The sequence below is a fragment of the Bradyrhizobium sp. AZCC 1610 genome, assembly GCF_036924515.1.
Taxonomy (GTDB): Bacteria; Pseudomonadota; Alphaproteobacteria; order Rhizobiales; family Xanthobacteraceae; genus Bradyrhizobium.
On record NZ_JAZHRR010000001.1, the window covers coordinates 5,365,930 to 5,388,520 of the forward strand.

Sequence of the window (22,591 nt, forward strand, 5' to 3'; positions counted from 1 at the left end):
CGCCAAACCTCGTCCCGCCCTCAAGCCTGCCGCCGGGCTCACGACCGTCAAGGGCTGCGTCGCTCCGCGATGGCCTGCGGCCACCCTTGACCGTCGTTCCGCCCAGGCGGCTAGTCGTCTCGGGGTCGGGACGAGGAGATGTCGGTCTTCGTCGAACAAGGAGACGACAGCAATGATCTGACAACGATCACTCTTGATCACCCCCATACAAGTATTCCAGAGACACCAGCTATTGAGCCGATAAGCCGCGGCGTACTGGTTACTCCGCTTTCGCGGAGTATGACCCGCTGTGGGTGAAACGGCGGACATGGACTACATCAGCTACTTCCCAGCCAACTTCTTCATCGCCGGCTTGATCGACGCTGCGGCGTCGTCGTAGCCGTCCCAGGCTTTTGTCTTGGCCAGCAGCGAAGGCACGGTGCGCACCGTGTACTTCTTCGGATCGAGATCGCCGCGCACCTGCGTCCAGGTCAGCGGCATCGAGACGGTGGCGCCGTCGCGTGCACGCGGCGACAGCACGGCAACCGCCGTCGACATCCGGTCGTTGCGCAGATAGTCGAGGAAGATCTTTCCCTTGCGCAGCTTCTTCGACATGTTGAGCAGATAGCGCTCGGGGTCGTCATTCGCCATCCACTGGCAGATGCCTTGCGCAAAGGCCTTGGCTTCCTTCCAGCCTACCTTGTCCCGCGCACCATGGAGCAGCGGCGCCACCACGTGCAGCCCCTTGCCGCCGGTGGTCTTGCAGAAGCTCTCGAGACCGACGGCGGTCAGGCGTTGCCGCATGTCCTTTGCGGCCTCGATCACTTCCGAAAATTCAACGTTCGGAGCTGGATCGAGATCGAACACCAGCCGCCCCGGCGTGTCGTAGTCATCAGGCGCACAATTCCAGGGATGCAGTTCGAGTCCGCCGATCTGCGCCACCGCCGCCAATCCCTCGACCTGATCGATCTGCAAATAGGGTTTACGGTCGCCCGCGACCTTGGCGAGTTTCAGGAGATCGGAGCCGCCCTGCATAGCGTGACGCTGGAAGAATTTTTCACCGTTGATGCCGTCGGGCGCGCGGAGAATCGAGCATGGACGGCCCTCGAGGTGGGCGATCATCCACTCGCCGACCGCCTCGAAATATTGTGCAAGATCGAGCTTGGTGACGCCCTCGCCGTCGCCGCCATCGGGCCACAGCGCCTTGTCGGGTTTTGAGATCGTAACACCCATCGCCCCGGCGGATTTGGCCGATGATTTCGCGGACCGCGTTACGGGCTTTGCAATTCCAGTCATGGCAGGCTGCTCCGCGCGTATCTCCTTCGCCGGCTTGTCCTGACGCAGTCCCTTGAACGCGGCCTGCCTGATGTTGCCGCCATCGGTCCAGCCGGCGAACTCGACCTCGGCGACCAATTCAGGTCTCAGCCAGTGCACGTCGCGGGTCTTCTTCGGCGCATCCTTGCCGCCAAACGGGCTCTTGTCCGAGGCCGCCGCCTTCAACGCCGGCGTGATGCGCCGGACGACGTCCTGCCCGAAGCCGGTGCCGACGAGGCCGACGAACACCAGATGACCGTCGCGATAGACGCCCGCCATAAGCGAGCGGAATTTGCCGTTGGTCGTCTTCCAGCCACCCAGCACCACCTCTTGCCCGCCGCGGATCTTGGCCTTGGTCCAGCTTTCGGTGCGTCCCGAGCGGTAGGGCGCATCCAGCTTCTTGGAGACGATGCCTTCCAGCTCCAGTTTCTTTGCCGATTCCAGCACGGTATCGCCGCGGTCCTCGAAATGATCGACGTAGCGGATCAGCTTTTCCTTTCCGTTCCGCCGCTCCAGCAGGCGCTTCAAGCGTTCCTTGCGTTCTCGCAGCGGCAGCGCGCGCAAATCCTCCCCTTTGGCAAACAGGAGATCGAACGCAAAGAAGATGAGGTTACCGGTCTTGTTGTCGGCGATCGCCGCCTGCAGCGGCGAGAAGCTGGGCACGCCGTTGTGGTCCAGCGCGACGATTTCGCCGTCGATCAGCGCATCGGGTAACGCCTTGGCTGCTCTCGCGATGGCACCGAACTTGTTAACCCAGTCCAACCCTTTTCGGGTCAACAACGCCACATCGCCATCCTCGATCCGCAACTGTACGCGGTAGCCGTCGAACTTGACTTCATGGCACCAGCCGTCCGCGTTCGGCGGCCGCTCGACGGAGGCGCAAAGCTGCGGCGCGACGAAATCCGGCATCACGGAAACCTTCTTCGGCTTGGCGCCTTGCGCTGGCGCGCGGGTCTTGGTCTCAGGCGTGGCTCGCAGTGCCGCTGTCTTCCTGCTGGCGCGCGCGTCAGCCGCTTCGCCCCGGTTCGAATGCCAGACCGCATCGGCCTTCGTCTTGCCCTTGGCCAGCATGAACGGCTTTGGCGCCTTGCCCTTGCCCTGCGCGATCTGCGCCATCGTTCGCCCCGAAGCCACGGAGCGATCTTCTTCCAGAATATCGTTGGCCTCGCCTTCTCTAACGAATTCGTCGCGGTGCTTGATCAGGAGCCAGTTGGTGCGCTTGCCGCCGTAGCGGTCGCCCTTCATCCGTACCAGCACCCAGCTGCCGTACAGCTTGTCGCCGTGCAGGGTGAACTTCAGATCGCCCTTCTTGAAGCCGCGCTCTGGATCATCGGATTCCCAGTAGCCGCGATCCCAGAGCTGAACGGTGCCGCCGCCATATTCGCTTTCGGGAATGGTGCCTTCAAAGTCACCGTAGTCGAGCGGGTGATCCTCGACCTCGACCGCCAGCCGCTTGTCATGTGGATCCAGCGACGGCCCCCTGGTGACCGCCCAGGATTTGAAAACCCCGTCGAACTCCAGCCTCAGGTCGTAGTGCAGCCGGGTCGCGTCGTGCTTCTGGATCACGAAGCGCCGCTGTTTAGCGGGTGCGACCTTGACGTCGCCGGCGGGCTCCGCCGTCTTGCCGAAATCGCGCTTCTTCCGGTACGTGCTGAGCTTCTTCAACGCCACGGCAAACCTCGACGATTACGACCGCTCGCGCGGCGGCATCCGGAACGGAAACCCATACTAACCGTTGAAGTTCCCAAACCCAACCATGCCGGAGACTGCAATGGCCCCCCGCGCCTATTGGAAAGGCTCGCTAAAACTCTCCCTGGTGTCGTGTCCGGTGGTACTGTATCCGGCCTCGACATCGGTCGAGAAAACCCGCTTTCACATGATCAACAGGGAAACCGGCAACCGGCTGAAGCAGCAGATGATCGATGCCGAGACCGGCGATGTCGTCGAGAGCGAGCAGAAGGGCCGCGGCTATGAGCTGAAAAAGGGCCAATATGTCGAGATCGAAAAGGAAGAACTCGAGGCTGTCCAGATCGAGAGCAATCACACCATCGAGATCGACAGTTTTGTGCCGAGGGACGAAATCGACAAGCGCTATTACAACCATCCCTACTACGTCGCCCCCGACGGCAAGGCCGCGGTCGACGCCTTCGCCGTGATCCGCGACGCCATGAAGGATGAGGACCGAGTCGCGCTGGCGCGCATCGTGCTGACCAACCGCGAGCACGTCATGGCGATCGAGCCGCTCGGCAAGGGCCTGCTCGGCACCACACTGCGATACCCGTACGAGCTGCGCGATGAGGAGGACTATTTCGACGGCATCAAGACCCCGAAGATCACAAAGGACATGATCGAACTCGCCGGCCACATCCTGCACACCAAGGCGGCGCACTTCGATCCATCGAAGTTCAAGGACGAATATGAGGACGCGCTGAAGGCGCTGGTGCGGCGGAAAGCGTCTGGCAAGCCGATCAAGGTCACTGAGCGCGAGGAAAAACCGGACAACGTCGTCAACCTGATGGATGCGCTCAAGGCGAGCCTGAAGGGAAAATCGGCGGCGAAACGGCGGACACATGCTGCGGCGTCGCGGCGGACGCCGGCACGCCGGACGGCAAAGAAGGCACACCGGTCCGCGGCCAGGCATCGCAAGGCGGGGTGAGGCTTTCTCCACTGTCATGGCCGGGCTTGTCCCGGCCACGACGGAGTTTGTTGAGCGAGCCTGCCTACCGCTTGAGGCTTCGCTTTGACTTCTTCGCCTTCCGTTTCTTTGTTTTCTTCGAAGTCTTGCGTTTCTTCGAAGCCTTCTTCGGCACTTTCTTGCCCTTGGCCCTCGCCTCCGACAGTCCGATCGCAATCGCCTGTTTGCGGCTCTTGACCTTCCTGCCCGAACGGCCGCTCTTCAGCGTACCAGCCTTGCGCTTTTTCATCGCGCGCCTGACGTCGGTCGACGCCTTCTTCGAATATCTGCGTGCCATCGCTTTTCTCCGGCTCTCCTCCGTTTGGCAAAAAAGTAATCACCGGTGGCATACAAAGTTCCTGGCACGTCATAGTCTGCTTGCATTGACTGGCGACGGAAGGCATTTTCGGCATCCGGGGGGACGTCCGAAACGCCGACAAGAAAAACGGCACCATCCCCCGTGAGGACGTCGCACCGGGAGGATTCAATGGCATTGACGAAGTCGCATGTCGCAGGACCAACGACGCCTGCGGTGCGGGAGATGACGTTCGGCGATCTCCTGCGCAAGGCGGCCGAGGCGGCGCCCGATCGTCTGGCCCTGATTGCAGGCGTCCCCGATCCGAAGCTGCGCCGGCAATGGACCTACGCGCAGCTTTATCGCGAAGCCCAGCGCACCGCCCGCGCGTTGCTGTCGCACTTCAAGCCGGGCGAGCGCATTGCCGTCTGGGCGCAGAACATCCCGGAATGGGTGATGCTCGAATTCGGCGCCGGCATGGCGGGCATGATCCTCGTCACCGTGAACCCGGCGTTTCGCGCCCGGGAAGTCGAATATGTGCTGAAGCAATCGCGCTCGGCCGGCGTCTTCGTGGTCAGCGGCTTTCGCGGCAACCCGATGCTCGAGACGGTGCAGGCGGTGGCGCCGAACTGCCCCGAGTTACGCGAGATCATCTGCTTCGACGACTGGGAGGCGTTCATCGCAGCGGGCGACGACGAGAGCGTCAAGCTGCCGGCTGTCAGTCCCGACGATGCCGTCATGATCCAGTACACCTCGGGCACCACGGGCTTTCCGAAGGGCGCCCTGCTCCGTCACCGTGGGTTGCTCAACAACGGCGCCGACACCGCCGACCGGATGGGCGTCGATCCCGGCGACGTCTTCGTCACCACGATGCCGCTGTTTCACACCGGCGGCTGCGTCTGCTGCGTGATCGGCGCGGTATCGAAAGCCGCAACGCAAGTGCTGATCGAGGCTTTCGAACCTGGGCTGGTGCTGGAAATGCTCGGGACCTATCGCGGCAACGCGATGCTCGGCGTTCCCACCATGCTGGTTGCGATGCTGGAGCACGCGACATTCCCGACAACCGACCTCTCATCGGTCAAGGCGATCTGCTCCGGCGGCTCCACAGTGCCGGCCGCGCTCGTGCGGCTTTTGGAGGAAAAGCTCGGCGCGCCGTTCACGATTGTTTTCGGCCAGACCGAGTGCTCCCCGGTAGCGGCGCAAACCCGCACCACCGACAGCGTCGAGGACAAGGCCAATACGATCGGCCTGCCGCTGCCCAATATGGAAACCAAGATCATCGACCCCAATACCGGCGAGACCGTTCCGGTCGGCACGGTCGGCGAATTCTGCACCCGCGGTTATCATGTGATGATCGGTTACTTCGAAATGCCTGATGCGACCGCCGCCGCGATCGATGCCGATGGCTGGCTGCATAGCGGCGATCTCTGCGCGATGGACGCCCGCGGCTATTGTACGGTGGAAGGCCGCCTCAAGGACATGATCATCCGCGGTGGCGAGAACATCTATCCGCGCGAACTGGAGGAGCTTCTGTTCAAGCATCCTAAGGTCGGCGAGGTCGCCGTGATCGGCGTTCCCCACGAGAAGTGGGGTGAAGAGGTCGCGGCCTTTATCCGCCCGGCGCCCGGCGCAACAATCGAAAAGGAAGAACTGATCGACTACATGCGCGCCTCGCTCGCCCCGCACAAGACACCCAAACATTGGTTCGTCGTAGAAGCGTTCCCGCTGACGGGATCGGGCAAGATCCAGAAATTCAAGCTGCGCGAAGCCTGGACCAAGGGCGAGATGACGGCGATCTAGAGCGATCCCGCGGTCGCCACGTTCACCCCTTGAATGTCGGCTGCCGCGGGTGGATGCAGTCCTTGAAGTCCGCAAAGCCCTTCCACGCCGGCTCCGGCGCGTCCTGTCCGGCGACCGGCACATAGATCGACGGTTCGATCGACCCGATCGTCGGAATATAGCGCGGACAGTTCGGAAAGATCGCCCGCGCGGTCACGCGAACGATGAGCTGCGCGCCGACAGTCTCCGCAAGCAGTGGGTCGCGATCGCTCACGCTGGCGCTGCCGTTGACGCGCAAACGCCGCGGCTTGTCGTGCATCGCGATGAAGAGCAAGCCGACATCAGCATTGGCGACAATGTTGCCGAGACTCTTGAACATGCCGTTGCCGTCATAGTCGGGGAATGCGATCTCGGAAGGCCCGGTGATGCGCACAAAGCCCGGTGCTCCGCCCTTGAACGAGCAATCGGGCCGGCCTTTGGCGTCGGCCGTCGCCAGGAAAAAGTAAGGTAGGCTTTCGATGAACTGCTTGTCGTCAGCCGAAAATTCCTTGCGCATCAACTTCTCTTCCAGCCGGTCGGAAATCCGGCGGCTGTCGAACTGATCCTGCAGTTGACGATTGCCTTCGTGGTACATGACGCTCTCAGCCATGGCCGTGCTTCCTCCTCCGATTTATCCGGGCGTGCGAGCTTAGCCCGGCATCGGATCGCGCACGGACCATACCACTTTATATTTACGCCGCATGCGCTGACCCGCACAAGACGCCAGATGGGTCGCGTCTTCGCGGCGCACCATGTCGGCATTGCGACTGGCCCCGGGAAAATACGGGTGTAGAAGGAATAAGACGCAGCAGCAAATTGCGTCGTCTGCCAAGCGCTTTTTTTGACAGCTGTGCGCCTTCATGCCACGTTGCTGGCAATGGGGTGAGACAACGTCCGTCCCGGCACCTTCCAAGGCCAAAAAGAAACGTAGCCACCTCATCGAACGTACCGCCGAACGACCATTGCAGCCGTGTGAGCTGCGGGCGCCGGTATAGCGTGAAACGAAGGGAGGAGCTGCGATGATTAAATCCGAACTGGTATTGGGATTCGCGGGGCTAGCCGCCTTGGCCCTCACGGCGGTGACCACAGATGCCAACGCGCAGGAAAAAGTCCGCTGGAAGATGCAGAGTGCGTTCGGCAGCCAGCTGCCACACCTCGGCACCTCGGCCGTGCGCTTCGCGAAGAATGTCGAGCGGTTGTCGGGCGGTAAACTGGAGATCAAGTTCTACGAGCCCGGTGCGCTGATCCCGCCGCTGGAGTGCTTCGACGCGGTGGCCAAGGGTTCGATCGAATCGTGCTGGACGACGCCCGGCTACCACACCGGCAAGTACCCCGCGCTCGCCTTCTTTACCACGGTGCCGTTCGGCCCGCCCGTCGGCGAGTTCCTCGGCTGGAAGTGGTTCGGCGGCGGCAACCAGTTGCGCAACGAGATCTACGCCCAGCACGGCCTGATCGCGATCGACTCCTTCGCCATCGCACCCGAGACTTCCGGCTGGTTCCGCAACGAGATCAAGTCGGTCGAGGAACTGAAGGGCCTGAAGATGCGGTTCTTCGGCCTTGGCGCACAGGTGATGCAGAAGCTCGGCGTCTCCACCCAGCTGCTGGCAGCGGCTGACATCTATCCTGCACTGGAGCGCGGCGTGATCGACGCGACCGAGTTCTCGATGCCGACGATGGACACCAAGTTGGGCTTCCATCAGATCGCCAAGTACAACTACTTCCCAGGCTGGCATCAGCAGACCTCGGTGAGCGAACTCCTGATGAACAAGGCGGCATGGGACAAGCTGTCGGATCAGAACAAGGCGATCATCGAGATCGCCCTCGGCGAGTCCGTCATGCACACCTATGTCGAGAGCGACCACGCCCAGTTCGCGGCGATGGCCGAGATGCGCGACAAGCACAAGGTTCAGGTCAAGCGCTGGAGCGACCAGGACCTGGCCGCGCTGGAGAAGGCCTGGCTGGAAGTGCTGGCGGAGGAATCGGCCAAGGACCCGCTGTTCAAAAAAGTCGCCGACCACTACCTCGACTACCGCAAGAAGTTCGCGGTCTGGGGCGTGTCGCAGACGATGAAGGCCACCTACCAGAAGGATTGAGCGGAGGCAACCGGTGCAGCGCGCGGCTGCGCCGGCTTCCGCCCTCGCCGGCCGGTGAAGAGATCAGCCGGTTGCGCCACAGCAGGACTTTGTCGCGATGAATGCATTGCTGAAGCTGGCCGAGAATATGCGGCGGGCGCTTGAGGTTGTTGCCCTGGCGTCCGGCTGGCTGCTCGTTATCATGGCGTGCGTGACCACGTTCGATGTGGTGGCGCGCAAGTTTGGCTTGCAGCTGCCGTACACCAGGCTGCAAGAGCTGGAATGGCACTTCCACGCCGCGATCTTCTCGCTTTGGATGGGCTACTGCTACACGATCAACGCGCATCCGCGGGTCGATACATTCACCGAGATGATGTCGTATCGCCGCAGGGCATGGATCGAACTCGCCGGCTGCCTCCTGCTGGCGCTGCCCTACATGGCGCTGGTCGCCTATTACAGCCTGGATTTCGTTGCGCAGTCCTATCGGCTCGGCGAGCAGTCAGACAGCACCGTCGGGCTGACCCACCGCTGGATCATCAAGGGCATCTACGCTGCCGGCCTATGGATGGTGGTGCTCGGCATCCTCAGCGTACTGCTCCGCGTGATCGTCTTCCTGTTCGGCCGAAAGTCGGAGCGGGAAGTCAATCTGCAAATCGGACATGTGATTACCGACGTCTAACCCAACCGGGGGACCGCAACGTGCTCGACTGGCTGGCCGACAATCTCGCTCTGATCATGTTCGTGTCGATGTTTTTCTTCATTTTCATCGGCTACCCGGTCGCATTCATCATGGGCGGACTGGCGCTCGCCTTCGCCGTCTTCGGCGCCTGGCTCGGCACGTTCAACCTGATCGGCCTGTCCGATATCGTGCTGCGCATGTGGGGCGGGGTCGCCAACGATCCGGTGCTGGCGTCGATCCCGATGTTCATCTTCATGGGCGCGATCCTGGAGCGATCGGGCTCCGCCAAGGACATGCTGGACGCAACCGAGGTCCTGCTCAAGCGGTGCCCGGGCGCGCTGGCGGTCTCCGTGATGGTGATGGGTACGATCCTGGCGGCGCCGATCGGCGTGGTCGGCGCGGCTGTCATCACGCTGTCGGTGATCGCGCTACCGCAGATGCTGGCCGCGGGCTACGACAAGCGGCTTGCCATCGGCACCATCGCCTCGGCCGGAACGCTCGGCATCCTGATTCCGCCGGCCATCATGCTGGTGGTGATGGCGGAGATGCTGGCGACCTCGGCAGGCAATTTGTTTCTCGCCGCCATCATGCCGGGCTTCCTGCTCTCCGGGCTCTACCTCGTCTATATCGTGCTCGTCGCCATCTTCAGGCCGGGCGCCGCGCCGAAGCTGCCGCCCGGTTACGGACCGCAGACCCGCACTGCGTTCTGGTACGCGCTCTGGCGGGGCCTGTTTCCGATGACGGCACTGCTGGTGATCGTGCTCGGCTCGATCTTCGCCGGCTGGGCCACGCCCACGGAGAGCGGCGCTGTCGGCGTGCTCGGCTCCATGTTCATCGCCGCGCTGAACCGGCGCATGACGTTCAAGATGATGAACGAGGCGATCTATGCCTCCTGCCGCGCCAACGGCCTCGTGTTCCTGATCTTCCTCGGCGCAACCGGCTTCTCCTACGTGTTCCGCGTGCTCGGCGGCGACGACCTGATGATCTCGACGCTCACCTATTTCGGCATCGACACCAAGTGGGAAATGCTCGGCTTCGTCATGATTCTGATCTTCCTGCTCGGCTTCCCGTTCGAGTGGATCGAGATCTGCCTGATCGTCCTGCCGGTGTTCGCTCCGATCCTGTTGAGGTACGACTTCTCCGACCACATCGGCAACAACGCTGCCCTGATGACCTGGTTCGGCACGCTGGTTGCGGTCAATCTGCAGACCGCGTTCATGACGCCGCCGTTCGGGGCGACGCTGTTCTACATGAAAGGCACGGCGCCGCCGGGCGTCACCATGAACGACGTGTTCACGGCCATGTATCCGTTCGTCGCGCTGCAGGCGCTCGGCTTGATGCTGTGCATTTATTTCCCGAGCATCAGCCTGTGGCTGCCGAGACTGGCCGGCTTCATCGAATAGCCACTAGCTAGCAAGCGCCACAGCCCTGTTGCTGCTTCCTTGGCCTCGCTAATCCGGCGCCCGCAGCCGGTAGCCGATGCCCGTCTCGGTCAGCACGAATTGCGGACGTTCCGGATCGGCTTCGATCTTCTGGCGGAGCTGGCGGACATAGACGCGCAGATATTGCGCATCCGTCAGTTCGTCCCACAGCTCCTTCAACAGGAAGCGATGGGTCAGCACCTTGCCGGCGTGCTGCACCAGGACGCGCAGCAATTCATATTCCTTCGGCGAGAGCTTCACCTCGCGCTCGCCGACCTTGACGATGCGGCGCACCAGATCGACCGAGAGATCGCCTGCGCGAAACACCGGCCGCTCCCCTTGCACCTGCAACTGGTGCCGCAGCGCCGCGCGCATCCGCGCCAGCAGTTCATCCATGCCGAACGGCTTGGTCAGATAATCGTCGGCGCCGAGATCAAGCGCCTGCACCTTGCCGGCCTCGTCGCCGCGGCTCGACAGCACCACGATCGGCACGCTTTCGTTGCGGCCGCGGATCATGCGCAGTAGATCATGGCCCTGGATGTCGGGCAGGCCGAGATCGAGGATGATCAGCGCTGGGCTCTCGGCGAGCTTCTCCAGCGCGATCTTGCCGTTGGAGGCTTCGAGGATGTCATAGCCCTGCGTGCTCAACCCCATCCGCAGGAGCTTGCGGATCGGCGGTTCGTCGTCGATCACCAGAACCTTGATCGGGGCGGCATTCATGCGGCGGTATCCAGCGCGCTGTCGGTGGCCGGTACCGGCAGCCGAATGGTTATCACCGCACCGCTGCGGTCGCTGCGGTTGGCGGCCGAGATCGTGCCATGCATGGCCTCGACGAAACCGCGGGAAATCGCAAGTCCAAGACCGGTGCCGGGGCGGACGTGATCGCCCTTCTGCGCGCGATAGAATTTGTCGAACACGCTTTCCAGTTCCTCCGGCGGAATGCCACCGCCCTCGTCCAGTATCTGCAGGGAGACTTGCGCCCGATCCCGCGCTCCCCTGATCGAAATCGTGGTGCCGGGAGGCGCGTATTTTGCGGCGTTGTCCAGCAGATTGAATAGCGCCTGTTCAAACAACACCGCATCGAGCTCCAGCATCGGCAAATCGGCGACGAGTTCCAGCGACACCTTGTGATGCACGAGAATCTTGCCGGCGCGTCGCAGCGCGCTGCCGACGATCTCGCCGACATCGTGCCGCGCGGTATTCGGCACGATGGCGCCGGATTCCAGCTTGGTCATGTCCAGCAGGTTGGCGATGAAGCGGTTGAGCCGTTCGGATTCGTCAATCATGGTGGCGAGCAGATCGTTCTTCTGCGCCTCGTTTAGGCCGGAGCCAAAATCGCGCAGCGTGCTGGCGGCGCCGAGCACCGAAGCCAGCGGCGTCTTCAGATCGTGCGAGATCGAGGTCAAAAGCGCGCCGCGCAGCCGGTCGGATTCCACCGTGCGCTTGACGCGGTCCATGTCCTCAACCAGCAGCACCCGCTCGATCGCCAGCGCGCCCTGGTCGACCAGCGCATCCAGCAGCCGGCGATGGTCCGGCGTCAGCAGCGGCCCGGTCCGGTCGTCGTCGATGCCGATGACGCCGATTGCGCCGCGCCCCGTTCGCATCGGCAGGAACAACCTTTTTGCTCCCGGCAGCGTATCCGATCCGCGCCCGGCCGGGCGATCGTTGCTCCAGGCCCAGTTGGCGGCGGCGAGATCGGCCTGGTCGAGTTGATCTTCCGGCGGATAGCCCGACTTAACGGTCAACACGCCCTCTTCCGGCAACAGCAGCACCACCCGCACTTTGAGCATCAACGCGGTCTGGTATGCGGTTGCCCACAGCACATCGTCGAGCGTTGCCGTACCCGCCAGCTTGCGGCTGAAAGCGTAGAGCGATTCGGTGGTGCGAACCCGGCCGATCGCCGTATCGGCCTGTAAGCGCACCCGCGCTGCGACATTGGAGACCAGGAGCGCAATCAGCATGAAGAAGAAGAACGCTGCGATGTTGGTCGGGTCGGCGATGGTGAAAGTATAGTACGGCGGCATGAAGAAGAAGTTGTAGCATAGCGAAGCGGCGACGCTCGCCAGCAGCGAGGGCAAAAGCCCGTAACGAACCGCCACACTGACCACGGCGGTGAGGAACACCAGATCGACATTCTCGATGCCGCCGAACATGGGTCGGATCAGTGCCGCGGCGCCTAGGCCGACCGCGACGAACAGCAGCGCCATCAGATAGGGCCGCGGATTGAACGGCTCCTGCCGCGCCGCGGTCTGTACTGCGACTTTGGCGACGCCCTGCTCGTCCCCGGGAATCACGTGCACGCTGATATTGCCGGCGCGCCGAACCAGATCGCGCACCACGGAGCCGCGCGTCAGCTCGAACCACCAGGAACGCGTCGATTTGCCGATGATGATCTGCGTCACGTTGTTGGCGTGCGCGAAATGGATGACGTCATCGGCGATGCGGCGGCCGACGCCGGGAATGGTGAGCGCCTCGCCGCCGAGCGCCTCCGCCAGCCGCATGGTATCGGCGAGCCGGTCGCGCTGCTCGTCGGTCAGTTGCAGGCTGCGCCGCGTCTCGATGCTGATCGCCGTCCATTGCGCGTGCAGCCGGTCGGCGAGCCGCTTGGTATAGCGCACCAGTCCGGCCGCCCGCGGGTCCTCGCTGACGCAGACCAGGATGCGCTCCCCGGCGGCCCACGGTCCGTCGATCGCGTTGGCCTGCATGTGCGTGAGCAACTGCTCGTCGACCCGTTCGGCGGTACGCCGCAGCGCCAGTTCGCGCAGCGCGGTCAGGTTTCCCGGCGAGAAATAATGCTCCAGCGCGCGCTCGGCCTGCTTGGGGACATAGACCTTGCCCTCCTTCAGCCGCTGGATCAGATCGTCGGGCGTTAGGTCGATCAACTCGATGGCGTCGGCGAGGTCGAACACCTTGTCCGGCACGGTCTCGCGCACCCGTACATGTGTGATCTGTGCGACCACATCGTTGAGGCTTTCGATGTGCTGGATATTGACGGCGGTGTAGACGTCGATGCCATGCGACAGCAATTCCTCGACGTCGAGATAGCGCTTGGGATGACGGCTGCCCGGCGCGTTGGTATGGGCGAGTTCGTCGACGAGCGTGATCTGCGGCCGTCGCGCAATCAGCGCGTCGAGGTCCATCTCCTCAAGCGTCTGCTCCTTGTAGGCGAGCCGCCTGCGCGGCAGCACTTCGAGGCCGTTCAGAAGCGCTTCGGTTTCCACCCGGCCATGGGTCTCGACCACGCCAACGACGACATCGGCGCCGGCCTTCTTCCTGGCATGGGCGCTCTGCAGCATCTCGTAGGTCTTGCCGACGCCGGGAGCGGCGCCGACGAAAATCTTGAGCCGTCCCGCGCGACTATCCTCGCGCCGGGCCGCCTCCAGCAGGGCTTCCGGCGAGGGACGCTGTTCAGGGTCGCGGCGGGTTTGGGCCATGAGGCAATATAGTCCTCACCTCCCGGCGGGCCTAGCGGCTCTCATTTCGAGGCCTCGTCCAGTGCCAGATTCAACGCCAATACGTTAACGCTGATCTCGCCGAGCAATCCAGCCATGCGGCCCTGCGTATGCTCCACGACCAGTTCGCGGACGCGGGCTTCCGGCAGGTTACGGGCCTTTGCCACCCGGGGGACCTGGAACAGCGCCCCCTCCAGTGAGATGTCGGGATCGAGCCCGCTGCCGGAGGTGGTGACGAGGTCGACCGGCACCGGGAGGGAAGGATTTTCGGCCTTCAGTTTCTCGACGTCTTCCTTGATCCGGTCAGCCAGCGCCTTACTGGTCGGACCGAGGTTGGAGCCGCCGGAATTGGCGGCGTTATAAGGCGAAGACACGGTCTTGGTGGAATCGACCGGGTCCGGCGCCGCGGTCGCGGACGGGCGGCCGTGGAAATATTTATCGGCCTTGAACTCCTGCCCGATCAGCGCGGAGCCGATGACCTTGCCGTCCTTCTCGATCAAACTGCCCTGCGCCTGTTTTGGAAAGATCGCGCCGGCAATCGCGGTCATGGCAAGCGGATAGGCAAGGCCGGTGATCGCGGTGAGCAGGAGCAGGATGAGGATGGCAGGGCGGATTTCTCTGAGCATGGTGTGTCTCCTTGGTTCTCCGTCATTGCCTGCGACAAACGCGAGGCGTTTGCGCAAGGGAGCGAAGCGACGAAGCAATCCAGCTTTTCTTCGTGTGGTGAGATGGATTGCTTCGCTTCGCTCGCAATGACGGTTGGGTTCAAGCCAATCCCAAGGCCGCAACCGCAAGGTCGATGGCCTTGATGCCGATGAAGGGAACGATGATGCCGCCGAGGCCGTAAATCAGCAGGTTACGGCGCAGCAGCGCCCCTGCCCCGACGGCCCGATAGGCGACGCCTTTCAGCGCCAGCGGGATCAGCGCGATGATGATGAGCGCGTTGAAGATAATCGCCGACAGGATCGCGCTCTGCGGGCTCGCCAGATGCATGACGTTGAGCACCTCGAGCTGCGGGTAGAACGCCAGGAACATCGCCGGGATGATGGCGAAATATTTCGCGACGTCGTTGGCGATCGAGAACGTCGTCAGCGCGCCCCGCGTCATCAAAAGCTGCTTTCCGATCTCGACCACCTCGATCAGCTTGGTCGGGTTGGAATCGAGGTCGATCATGTTGCCGGCCTCACGTGCGGCCTGCGTACCGGTGTTCATGGCGACGCCGACATCGGCCTGCGCCAGCGCCGGGGCGTCGTTGGTGCCGTCGCCGCACATCGCAACCAATTTGCCCTTGGCCTGCTCGTCGCGGATCAGCTTCAGCTTGTCTTCCGGTGTTGCCTGCGCGAGGAAGTCGTCGACGCCAGCTTCGGCGGCGATGGCGGCGGCCGTCATCGGGTTGTCGCCCGTGATCATCACGGTGCGGATGCCCATGCGGCGCAGTTCGGCAAAGCGCTCGCGGATGCCGCCCTTGACGATATCCTTCAGGTGCACGACACCGAGCAACTTGCCGTCGCGCGCGACGGCGAGCGGCGTGCCGCCGGCCTTGGCGACCTCATCCGAAATGGCCTGGATCTCGCGGGCCGCGTCCGACATGACGCCCGACTGCACGGCGCGGGCCGCATTCGCCGAGGCGACGGTGCGGACTACGCCGCCGCCATCGACGTAATTCAGGATGGCGTCCACTGCGCCCTTGCGGATGGAGGAGGAGCCGGCATCGATGCCGCTCATGCGCGTCTGCGCCGTAAAGGGAATGAAGGTCGCGGCAAGCTCCTTCATGTCCCGGCCGCGGATGCCGTATTTCTCCTTGGCCAGCACGACAATCGAACGGCCTTCCGGCGTCTCGTCGGCAAGTGACGCGAGCTGTGCTGCATCCGCCAGTTCCTGCTCGGTGACGCCGCGCACGGGACGGAATGCCGTCGCCTGGCGGTTGCCGAGCGTGATCGTGCCGGTCTTGTCCAGCAGCAGCGTATCGACATCGCCGGCGGCTTCCACCGCGCGGCCGGACATGGCGAGCACGTTGAAGCGCACCAGGCGGTCCATGCCGGCAATACCGATCGCCGACAACAGCGCGCCGATCGTGGTCGGGATCAGCGTCACGAACAGCGCCACCAGTACGACGACCGAAATCGAGCCGCCGGCATAGGCCGCATAGCTTGGAATCGTCACGGTGGCGAACACGAAGATGATGGTCAGGCCCGCGAGCAAGATATTGAGCGCGATCTCGTTCGGCGTCTTCTGCCGCTCGGCGCCCTCGACCAGCTTGATCATGCGGTCGATGAAGGTCGAGCCTTGCGCCGCCGTGATGCGGACGCGGACCCAGTCGGACAGCACCTGGGTGCCGCCGGTCACCGCCGAGCGGTCGCCGCCGGATTCGCGGATCACGGGAGCGGATTCGCCGGTGATGGCCGCCTCGTTCACCGACGCCACGCCTTCGATCACCTCGCCGTCGGAGGGGATATTGTCGCCCGCCTCGACAAGGACGATATCGCCGACCTTGAGGCTGGTGCCGGACACCAACTGATAGGACCTGCCGGGGCCTTCCAGCAGCTTCGCCTTGCTCTCGGTGCGGGTCTTCTTCAGCGACTCGGCCTGCGCCTTGCCGCGGCCTTCGGCGACCGCTTCGGCGAAGTTGGCGAACAGCACCGTGAACCACAGCCACAGGATGATCTGGAAGGTGAAGGCGAGGCCCTCGCCGCCCGTCACCAGATGGCGCAGGAAGATGACGGTGGTGAGGGCGGCGACGATCTCGACCACGAACATCACGGGATTCTTGATCATCAGCCGCGGATCGAGTTTTGCGAATGCCGCACGGATCGCGGGCATGACGATTTTGGGATCGAGCATCGCCGAAGCCGTCGCCTTTTTCTGCAGTTTCATGGCTTCCATGGACGTAAACTCCTGATGGCGTCGATCAGAACAGGGTGTTGGCGTTGCCAGCGAGGTGCTCGACAACAGGCCCGAGCGCCAGCGCCGGAAAGAAGGTGAGACCGCCGATGATCAGGATCACGCCGACGACGAGGCCGACGAACAGGCCGCCGGTGGTCGGCAGCGTGCCGGCCGACGGCGGGATCGACTTCTTGGCGGCGAGCGAACCCGCCAGCGCCATCGCCGGCACGATCATGAAGAAGCGGCCGACGAACATCGAACTGGCGAGCGTCAGATTGTAGAACAAGGTATTGCCGGTGAGCCCGCCGAAGGCCGAGCCGTTGTTGCCGGTCGCGGAGGTGAAGGCGTAAAGCACTTCGGTAAAGCCGTGAGGCCCTGCATTGGCCATCGAGGCCACCGCGGCCGGGTAGACCACGGCGACCGCCGTCCAGCCAAGGATCATCAGCGGCAGGATGAGGATGGCCAGCATCGCCATCTTCACCTCGCGCGCCTCGATCTTCTTGCCGACATATTCCGGGGTGCGGCCGACCATCAGGCCGGCGACGAAGATGGTCAGCACGACGAACAGCAGCATGCCGTACATGCCGGCGCCGACGCCGCCGACGATGATTTCGCCGAGCTGGATATTGAGCAACGGGATCATGCCGCCAAGCGCGGTGAAGCTGTCATGCATGGCGTTGACCGCGCCGCAGGAGGCCGCCGTGGTGATGACCGCAAAGAGTGAGGAAGCGACGATGCCGAAGCGGACTTCCTTGCCTTCCATGTTGCCACCAGTCAGCCCGAGCGAGGAGAGTGTCGAGGTGCCACTGGCTTCGGCCCAATAGGTGACGGCGACACCTGACAGGAACAGCACGCCCATCACGGCGAGGATCGCCCAGCCCTGGCGCTGGTTGCCGACCATGCGGCCGAACACATTGGTGAGCGCCGCGCCAAGCGCGAAGATCGAGATCATCTGCACGAAGTTCGACAGCGCGGTGGGATTTTCGAAGGGATGCGCGGCATTGGCGTTGAAGAAACCGCCGCCATTGGTGCCGAGCATTTTGATGGCGACCTGCGAGGCGATGGGCCCGACCGCGATGGTCTGCCTGGCGCCTTCCAGCGTCGTGGCCTCGACATAGGGACCAAGCGTCTGCGGCATGCCCTGCCAGACCAGAAACAGTGCGTAGACGATGCAGATCGGCAGCAGCACATAGAGGGTGCAGCGCGTCACGTCGACCCAGAAATTGCCGATGGTGCGCATTGAGGATCGGGAGAAGCCGCGGATCAGCGCCACCGCGAGCGCAATGCCGGTCGCGGCCGACAGGAAATTCTGGTGCGTCAGGCCGACCATCTGCGTCAGATAGGACAGCGTGCTTTCGCCGCCGTAGTTCTGCCAGTTGGTGTTGGTCAGGAACGAGATCGCCGTATTGAACGACAGATCCGGGGCGACGGCGGATTGCTCCGCCGGATTGAGCGGCAACAGCGCCTGCAGGCGCATCAGGCTATAGATGATGAGGAAGCCGCCGACGTGGAACAGCAGCATGGCAACCGTATAGGTCAGCCAGTGCTGCTCGCGCTTCTCGTCGACGCCGCCGATCCGGTACAGCGCCGTTTCGACCGGCCGCAGCACGGGAGAGAGGAACGTGCGCTCGCCGTTGAAGACGCGCGTCATGTACCAGCCGAGCGGCTTTACCAGCGCGACCACGATCGCACAGTAGAGCAGAATCTGGAACCAGCCGATCAGTGTCATGGGAAATATCCTTGTATTACCTTGCTGGCAGCAGCAGGCGCAGAAGCACGACAAGCAGCGCCGCAGTCGCAAGGAACGCCAGCACGATGGCGGCGAGCGTGGTCATGGCGAGCTCAGAACCGCTCTGGACGCAGCAGCGCATAGGTCAGGTAAAACAGCAGGCCGAGCGAGACGAAACCGGCGAGCGAATAATCGAAGATCATGGCGCGCACTCCTCTAAAGCCGCTCGCAGGCATAGGCGTAGCCGATACCTGCGACGAAGAAGCCGAGGCAAAGCGCCAGCATGACGATGTCCAGCATGGAATGTTCCTGTGCGACGTGAATCGCGATGCCGGATCGCCGGTCATCGCGTTTGCTGGGGCTGAGGTGCCACCGGGCGCATAGGTTTTCGAGACGAGAGAGATGGCGACGTTATAGGAATCTCATAAAGGTCGTGCGGATAGGGGTAGGGAAGGCTTTTGGCCTCCCCTCCCTCCGAACCGTACGGGCGGTTTTCCCGCATACGGCTCTCCAGTCGCTGGTTTCCTCATCGTGAATGTCTCGCGTGTTCAAGCGCTGTTGCAAGGGTGAACAGTTCTTGATCCGCGAAGAAGGCGTTAGGCCATCGCTGATGGTCGGCTTTGCATCGTCCGAACCCGGGCCGCTTGTCCTGCTTGCGCAAGACGGCACGCAGCCGCCGCCGAACGAAACCGTCAAGGTTGCGGAGTTGGAATGGTGCGGCGTGCTTGAAATAGCCGAACCATCCCCGCAGCGCCGGATTGAGATCCGCGATGATCCGCGCGAGGCTGTCGCCTCGGCTGCGGCTCGTCTTGGCCCTCACCTTGTCCTTGAGCGCTCTCAGGCTCTTCTTTCGCACGAACCGGCAACCCGCCTCGAACCGGTAGCCGAGGAAGTCGAATCCTTGTCCCGGTTGTCGGCTGTCAACGATCCGCGTCTTGTCCGGATGCAGCGTTAGGCCGTTGGCCGTCGTCCACGCATCGACTTCGCGCAACGCGGCCCTCGCCTCGTCTTCCGTTCGGCAGAGGATCACGAAGTCGTCGGCATAGCGCACCATCCGGCGCCCGTTCTGCTCCATCAGCAGGTCGAGCGGGTGCAGGTAGATGTTGGCCAGCAGCGGCGAGAGAACCGCCCCTTGGGGCGTTCCCGTCGTCGGCTGCCAGCGCGCCATGTCCGACATGATCTCTTGCTTGAGAAAGCCGTCGATCAGCTTCAGGACGCGCCCGTCGCTGATCGTCTCGCCTACCCGTGCCATCAGCCTGTCGTGCGGGATCGTATCGAAGTAGCTCTTCAGGTCGGCATCCACGACATGAGTGAAGCCTTCCTTCAGCAGCCGATCAACCTCCCGCAACGCGTCTTTGCAGCTTCGTCCCGGCCGGAAGCCGTAGCTGCCCGGCCGAAACTGGACTTCAAAGACGGGCTCGATGGTCATCTTCAGAGCCGTCTGCACGATGCGGTCCTTGATGGTCGGTATCCCGAGCGGACGGGTTTGCCCGCCGCCTTTGGGAATATCGACCCGTTTGACCGGGCCCGGCCGGTAGCTGCCGTTCTTCAAATGCTCATGAAGCTCCGTCAGATACCGATCCGCGACCGCCGCGAACCGTTCGATGCCTTGACCATCCACGCCTGCCGCCCCCTTGTTCCGCTCGACTTTCCGCCACGCGGCTTCCAGGGTCGTCGGCCGGATGGCCTTATCCACCAAGCTGAACCACCTGCCTCCTTTGACGCCGTTACCCAGCGCCGACACCATGCGCTCCGTCCAGATCGAAGCTTCCGCCCACCACCAAGTCCGCGGTTGTCCGCCGGCGGCGTCTCCCCCTTGCGTAGCCTTGGCGGCACTGTCGGGGTTATCTTGCTCCATGCCGAACCTCGCACATCCAGCTTCCTGCCTCCCTTCCCTCAGAGCGGTTTTGCTTCCCGCCCCTCTCGCCGTCAAAACGGCTGCAGTATTATGAAGGCTCTGACTCCTGACGCTCTCACCCCGAGCGTCAGGTCTCTCCGCTTACTCCGCCTTGCCTTCCCGACATTCCGACCTCAACCACGCTGGCTGTCCCCCGGTCGCTTTGTCCGTCGCCTCAGCGCCGAGGGTTAGTTCCAGGCTTCGCCACGAACGAGCTGGCTCGCCACAGCCTTCCGCCGAATCAGGTTCGTTATCCTACGGACTGCCAGTTCACCTCCGGATGCTCTCCACCCCGCCTCACGGCGACGCAGTCTCCTTCGATTACAGAGTTGCGACCAACTCCGGAACGGACTCACACCGTTCAGTCAAAGCGTCCTCACGGACGCACTCGTCCCTGCGAACGCAGGGACCCATAGCCACCGAAGCCAATTTTGCGAAGGTCCTCAGCCGCTCTGCCTTACCGAGAGAGCAACGCGGTATGGGTCCCTGCGTGCGCAGGGACGACCGGCCGCCTATGAAATCCCTATATCTCCGCCCCTCGTCTCCTCTCGTTTTCAAATGGCGATCTCGCCAGTTTGGAGAGCGCGGTTGCCGTGATAGCCGCGCTATCAACGAGGCAAAGCCATGTCACTCATCCTGGACCAGCAAGCTCCCCCCGAACTCGGCCACCGGCTGCACGACGCCTGTTGCGTCACGGCCGAATTCCTGTCCGATATTATCAACGCCACCTGCCGGCGTTTTCCATCGATGGATCGGAATTTCAAGAATGCACGCATTGAGCGACTAATGCAGTCGCAAGCCTGGACCGATGCTGCGCGGGCGCTGATCGATCTGGAGCTGCCGCAATGGCAGGTCCGCCGCCTCGCCTATGACGACGGTGAATGGCATTGCGCTTTGTCGCGGCAGCGCGAACTGCCGGACTGGCTGGATCAATCGATCGAGACCCGCCACGCCAATCTGGCGCTGGCGATCCTGAGCGCATTCGTGGAAGCGCAACGCATCAGCACGCCACCGAGCCGTCACGGTGTCCCGGCCGTGCCGCAGGACGCCAATTCGCTCTATGAACCCGCGTGCAGCGACAATTTTTCCTGAATATCCGTAGCCTGGATGGGCGAAGCGGACATCCGAGGCGGCATCGGTAACGGAACCCCGTCGTCCAGATCGCATTGACGGCGGATTTCGTGGTGCTAGCCTCATTCGAAAACATCGCCGCGAAGCGAGGTTCGGCAGCAATCGATCGAGGGTGGAAGCCATGAACGTCGCATCGTCAGGCATCATGAAAAACGAGCCGGCCGCCTCCGGCGGCGTGGTCGCAGCCGGCGTCTACGTCGATGGCCGGCGTGTCGCCAACATCGCCATCGATGAAGCGTCGAGCTGGCGCAGCAAAGCCCACCACGTGGTCTGGATCGGCCTGCACGAGCCGGATATGTCGGTGCTCAGCCGCGTGCAGCGGCAGTTCGAGCTGCATGACCTTGCGATCGAGGATGCCGACCACGCCCATCAGCGACCGAAGATCGAGCAGTATGGCGACGCGCTGTTCATCGTGGCGCGCACGGCGCAGCTCGACGGCGACAGCATCGCATTCGGCGAGACGCATCTGTTCGTCGGCGAAGGATATATCGTGTCGGTTCGGCACGGCGCCTCGACGTCCTACAAGCCGGTGCGCGAACGATGCGAAAGCTGTCCTCGGGCGCTGGCCCGGGGCGAGGATTACATTCTCTACGCCATCCTCGACTTCATCGTCGATAACTACTCCCCCGTGCTCGAAACCATCCAGGAGGAAGTCGAAGCGATGGAAGCGCAAGTGCTCGCCAGCGCCATGACGCAGGCGCAGATCGAGCGCCTCTATTTGCTCCGGCGCGACCTGTTGCGGCTGCGCAATGCGGTTGGGCCGCTGGTGGAAGTTTGCCGCCGGCTCGAGCATGACAATCTGCCGATGGTGCGATCCACCATGCAGCCGTTGTTTCGCGACGTCACCGACCACGTCCGGACGGTGCAGGAGCAGATCGATTCGCTTCGCGAGGTGCTGGCGTTTGCCTTTGAGGCGAGCCTCCTGGTCGGCCAGGCACAGGAGACCGCGGTGTCCAAGAAACTGGCGTCATGGCTCGCCATCATCGCGGTCCCGACGGCGATCGCCGGCATCTACGGCATGAACTTCAAGCACATGCCGGAGCTGGAGTGGCAGTATGGCTATTTTAGCGTGGTCGGCACGATTCTGCTGGTATGTGCAGGCTTGTTCTGGCGGTTCCGGCGCGTCGGCTGGCTGTAGGCTTGTAAGGCGCCGAAAAGGCTGCGTTTTCCGGGCGCAAACCGGTACCCACCCTGCTTGAGACGGTATAAAGTACGGACGAGCCAGCGATCCGGCAGGCGGGTGAGCA

The 22,591-nt window shown here is 63.0% G+C and carries 17 protein-coding genes; 7 read left to right on the top strand and 10 right to left on the bottom strand.

Annotated features, from left to right (window positions below):
• Positions 1-321: 321 nt before the first annotated feature.
• Positions 322-2,964: a DNA ligase D gene (ligD, locus tag V1279_RS26510; RefSeq protein WP_334441943.1), complete on the bottom strand. Its 2,643-nt coding sequence runs from the start codon at positions 2,962-2,964 to the stop codon at positions 322-324.
• Positions 2,965-3,064: 100 nt separating this feature from the next.
• Between ligD and ku the strand changes: the two genes are divergently transcribed.
• Positions 3,065-3,949, top strand: a complete 885-nt coding sequence (gene ku / locus V1279_RS26515; RefSeq protein WP_334441947.1) for a non-homologous end joining protein Ku — start codon at positions 3,065-3,067, stop codon at positions 3,947-3,949.
• Positions 3,950-3,963: 14 nt separating this feature from the next.
• Here the strand turns inward: ku and V1279_RS26520 are convergent, their stop codons facing one another.
• Entirely contained in the window at positions 3,964-4,317 is a 354-nt protein-coding gene (locus V1279_RS26520) for a hypothetical protein (protein ID WP_442894820.1), read from the bottom strand.
• Positions 4,318-4,454: 137 nt separating this feature from the next.
• On the opposite strand from V1279_RS26520, the gene V1279_RS26525 reads away from it, so the two are divergent.
• Positions 4,455-6,062 (top strand): AMP-binding protein, encoded by a 1,608-nt coding sequence (locus V1279_RS26525; RefSeq protein WP_334441952.1) that lies wholly within the window; start codon positions 4,455-4,457, stop codon positions 6,060-6,062.
• Between the two features lie 22 nt (positions 6,063-6,084).
• On the opposite strand, the gene V1279_RS26530 is transcribed toward V1279_RS26525, so the two are convergent.
• Positions 6,085-6,690, bottom strand: a complete 606-nt coding sequence (locus V1279_RS26530; protein ID WP_334441954.1) for a pyridoxamine 5'-phosphate oxidase family protein — start codon at positions 6,688-6,690, stop codon at positions 6,085-6,087.
• 409 nt (positions 6,691-7,099) lie between these two features.
• Here V1279_RS26530 and V1279_RS26535 point away from each other — a divergent pair, with 409 nt between their 5' ends.
• The 3 genes from V1279_RS26535 to V1279_RS26545 all read left to right on the top strand — a co-directional run bounded on the left by V1279_RS26535 (position 7,100) and on the right by V1279_RS26545 (position 10,234).
• Positions 7,100-8,173, top strand: coding sequence for a TRAP transporter substrate-binding protein (locus V1279_RS26535; RefSeq protein WP_334441956.1), 1,074 nt, complete (start codon positions 7,100-7,102; stop codon positions 8,171-8,173).
• Between the two features lie 97 nt (positions 8,174-8,270).
• Positions 8,271-8,831: a TRAP transporter small permease subunit gene (locus V1279_RS26540; RefSeq protein WP_334441958.1), complete on the top strand. Its 561-nt coding sequence runs from the start codon at positions 8,271-8,273 to the stop codon at positions 8,829-8,831.
• 20 nt (positions 8,832-8,851) lie between these two features.
• The gene (locus tag V1279_RS26545; RefSeq protein ID WP_334441960.1) at positions 8,852-10,234 is read left to right on the top strand and encodes a TRAP transporter large permease; all 1,383 of its coding nucleotides are present in this window, start codon (positions 8,852-8,854) and stop codon (positions 10,232-10,234) included.
• A 48-nt stretch (positions 10,235-10,282) separates the two neighbouring features.
• On the opposite strand, the gene V1279_RS26550 is transcribed toward V1279_RS26545, so the two are convergent.
• From V1279_RS26550 to ltrA, 7 genes are all read right to left on the bottom strand, one after another.
• The gene (locus tag V1279_RS26550) at positions 10,283-10,972 is read right to left on the bottom strand and encodes a response regulator transcription factor (RefSeq protein ID WP_334441962.1); all 690 of its coding nucleotides are present in this window, start codon (positions 10,970-10,972) and stop codon (positions 10,283-10,285) included.
• Positions 10,969-13,686, bottom strand: coding sequence for a sensor histidine kinase KdpD (locus tag V1279_RS26555; protein WP_334441964.1), 2,718 nt, complete (start codon positions 13,684-13,686; stop codon positions 10,969-10,971). Before V1279_RS26555 ends, V1279_RS26550 begins: the two co-directional genes overlap by 4 nt.
• Positions 13,687-13,727: 41 nt before the next feature.
• Positions 13,728-14,330, bottom strand: a complete 603-nt coding sequence (locus tag V1279_RS26560) for a K(+)-transporting ATPase subunit C (protein WP_334441966.1) — start codon at positions 14,328-14,330, stop codon at positions 13,728-13,730.
• Positions 14,331-14,469: 139 nt separating this feature from the next.
• Positions 14,470-16,587, bottom strand: a complete 2,118-nt coding sequence (gene kdpB, locus V1279_RS26565; protein WP_334441969.1) for a potassium-transporting ATPase subunit KdpB — start codon at positions 16,585-16,587, stop codon at positions 14,470-14,472.
• Positions 16,588-16,612: 25 nt separating this feature from the next.
• On the bottom strand, positions 16,613-18,316 hold the full coding sequence (kdpA, locus tag V1279_RS26570) for a potassium-transporting ATPase subunit KdpA (RefSeq protein ID WP_334441972.1): 1,704 nt from the start codon (positions 18,314-18,316) through the stop codon (positions 16,613-16,615).
• Between the two features lie 113 nt (positions 18,317-18,429).
• A complete protein-coding gene (locus V1279_RS26575) occupies positions 18,430-18,519 on the bottom strand; it encodes a K(+)-transporting ATPase subunit F (protein WP_334441974.1) in 90 nt (29 codons plus the stop codon).
• 323 nt (positions 18,520-18,842) lie between these two features.
• Positions 18,843-20,174 (bottom strand): group II intron reverse transcriptase/maturase, encoded by a 1,332-nt coding sequence (gene ltrA / locus V1279_RS26580; RefSeq protein WP_334434342.1) that lies wholly within the window; start codon positions 20,172-20,174, stop codon positions 18,843-18,845.
• A 663-nt stretch (positions 20,175-20,837) separates the two neighbouring features.
• Here ltrA and V1279_RS26585 point away from each other — a divergent pair.
• Both V1279_RS26585 and V1279_RS26590 read left to right on the top strand, forming a co-directional pair.
• Entirely contained in the window at positions 20,838-21,305 is a 468-nt protein-coding gene (locus V1279_RS26585; RefSeq protein ID WP_334441976.1) for a hypothetical protein, read from the top strand.
• Between the two features lie 160 nt (positions 21,306-21,465).
• Entirely contained in the window at positions 21,466-22,482 is a 1,017-nt protein-coding gene (locus V1279_RS26590) for a magnesium and cobalt transport protein CorA (protein WP_334441979.1), read from the top strand.
• The last annotated feature ends 109 nt before the right edge of the window (positions 22,483-22,591 follow it).

Excerpts from the sequence above, each read along its gene's own strand:
- V1279_RS26540 (WP_334441958.1), top strand. The coding sequence starts at position 8,271 with ATGAATGCATTGCTGAAGCTGGCCGAGAATATGCGGCGGGCGCTTGAG.
- V1279_RS26560 (WP_334441966.1), bottom strand. The coding sequence starts at position 14,330 with ATGCTCAGAGAAATCCGCCCTGCCATCCTCATCCTGCTCCTGCTCACC.
- V1279_RS26585 (WP_334441976.1), top strand. The coding sequence starts at position 20,838 with ATGTCACTCATCCTGGACCAGCAAGCTCCCCCCGAACTCGGCCACCGG.
- ltrA (WP_334434342.1), bottom strand. The coding sequence starts at position 20,174 with ATGGAGCAAGATAACCCCGACAGTGCCGCCAAGGCTACGCAAGGGGGA.
- V1279_RS26590 (WP_334441979.1), top strand. The coding sequence starts at position 21,466 with ATGAACGTCGCATCGTCAGGCATCATGAAAAACGAGCCGGCCGCCTCC.
- ku (WP_334441947.1), top strand. The coding sequence starts at position 3,065 with ATGGCCCCCCGCGCCTATTGGAAAGGCTCGCTAAAACTCTCCCTGGTG.
- V1279_RS26535 (WP_334441956.1), top strand. The coding sequence starts at position 7,100 with ATGATTAAATCCGAACTGGTATTGGGATTCGCGGGGCTAGCCGCCTTG.
- V1279_RS26550 (WP_334441962.1), bottom strand. The coding sequence starts at position 10,972 with ATGAATGCCGCCCCGATCAAGGTTCTGGTGATCGACGACGAACCGCCG.
- V1279_RS26520 (WP_442894820.1), bottom strand. The coding sequence starts at position 4,317 with ATGCCACCGGTGATTACTTTTTTGCCAAACGGAGGAGAGCCGGAGAAA.
- kdpB (WP_334441969.1), bottom strand. The coding sequence starts at position 16,587 with ATGGAAGCCATGAAACTGCAGAAAAAGGCGACGGCTTCGGCGATGCTC.
- V1279_RS26525 (WP_334441952.1), top strand. The coding sequence starts at position 4,455 with ATGGCATTGACGAAGTCGCATGTCGCAGGACCAACGACGCCTGCGGTG.
- V1279_RS26575 (WP_334441974.1), bottom strand. The coding sequence starts at position 18,519 with ATGATCTTCGATTATTCGCTCGCCGGTTTCGTCTCGCTCGGCCTGCTG.
- V1279_RS26555 (WP_334441964.1), bottom strand. The coding sequence starts at position 13,686 with ATGGCCCAAACCCGCCGCGACCCTGAACAGCGTCCCTCGCCGGAAGCC.
- kdpA (WP_334441972.1), bottom strand. The coding sequence starts at position 18,316 with ATGACACTGATCGGCTGGTTCCAGATTCTGCTCTACTGTGCGATCGTG.
- V1279_RS26530 (WP_334441954.1), bottom strand. The coding sequence starts at position 6,690 with ATGGCTGAGAGCGTCATGTACCACGAAGGCAATCGTCAACTGCAGGAT.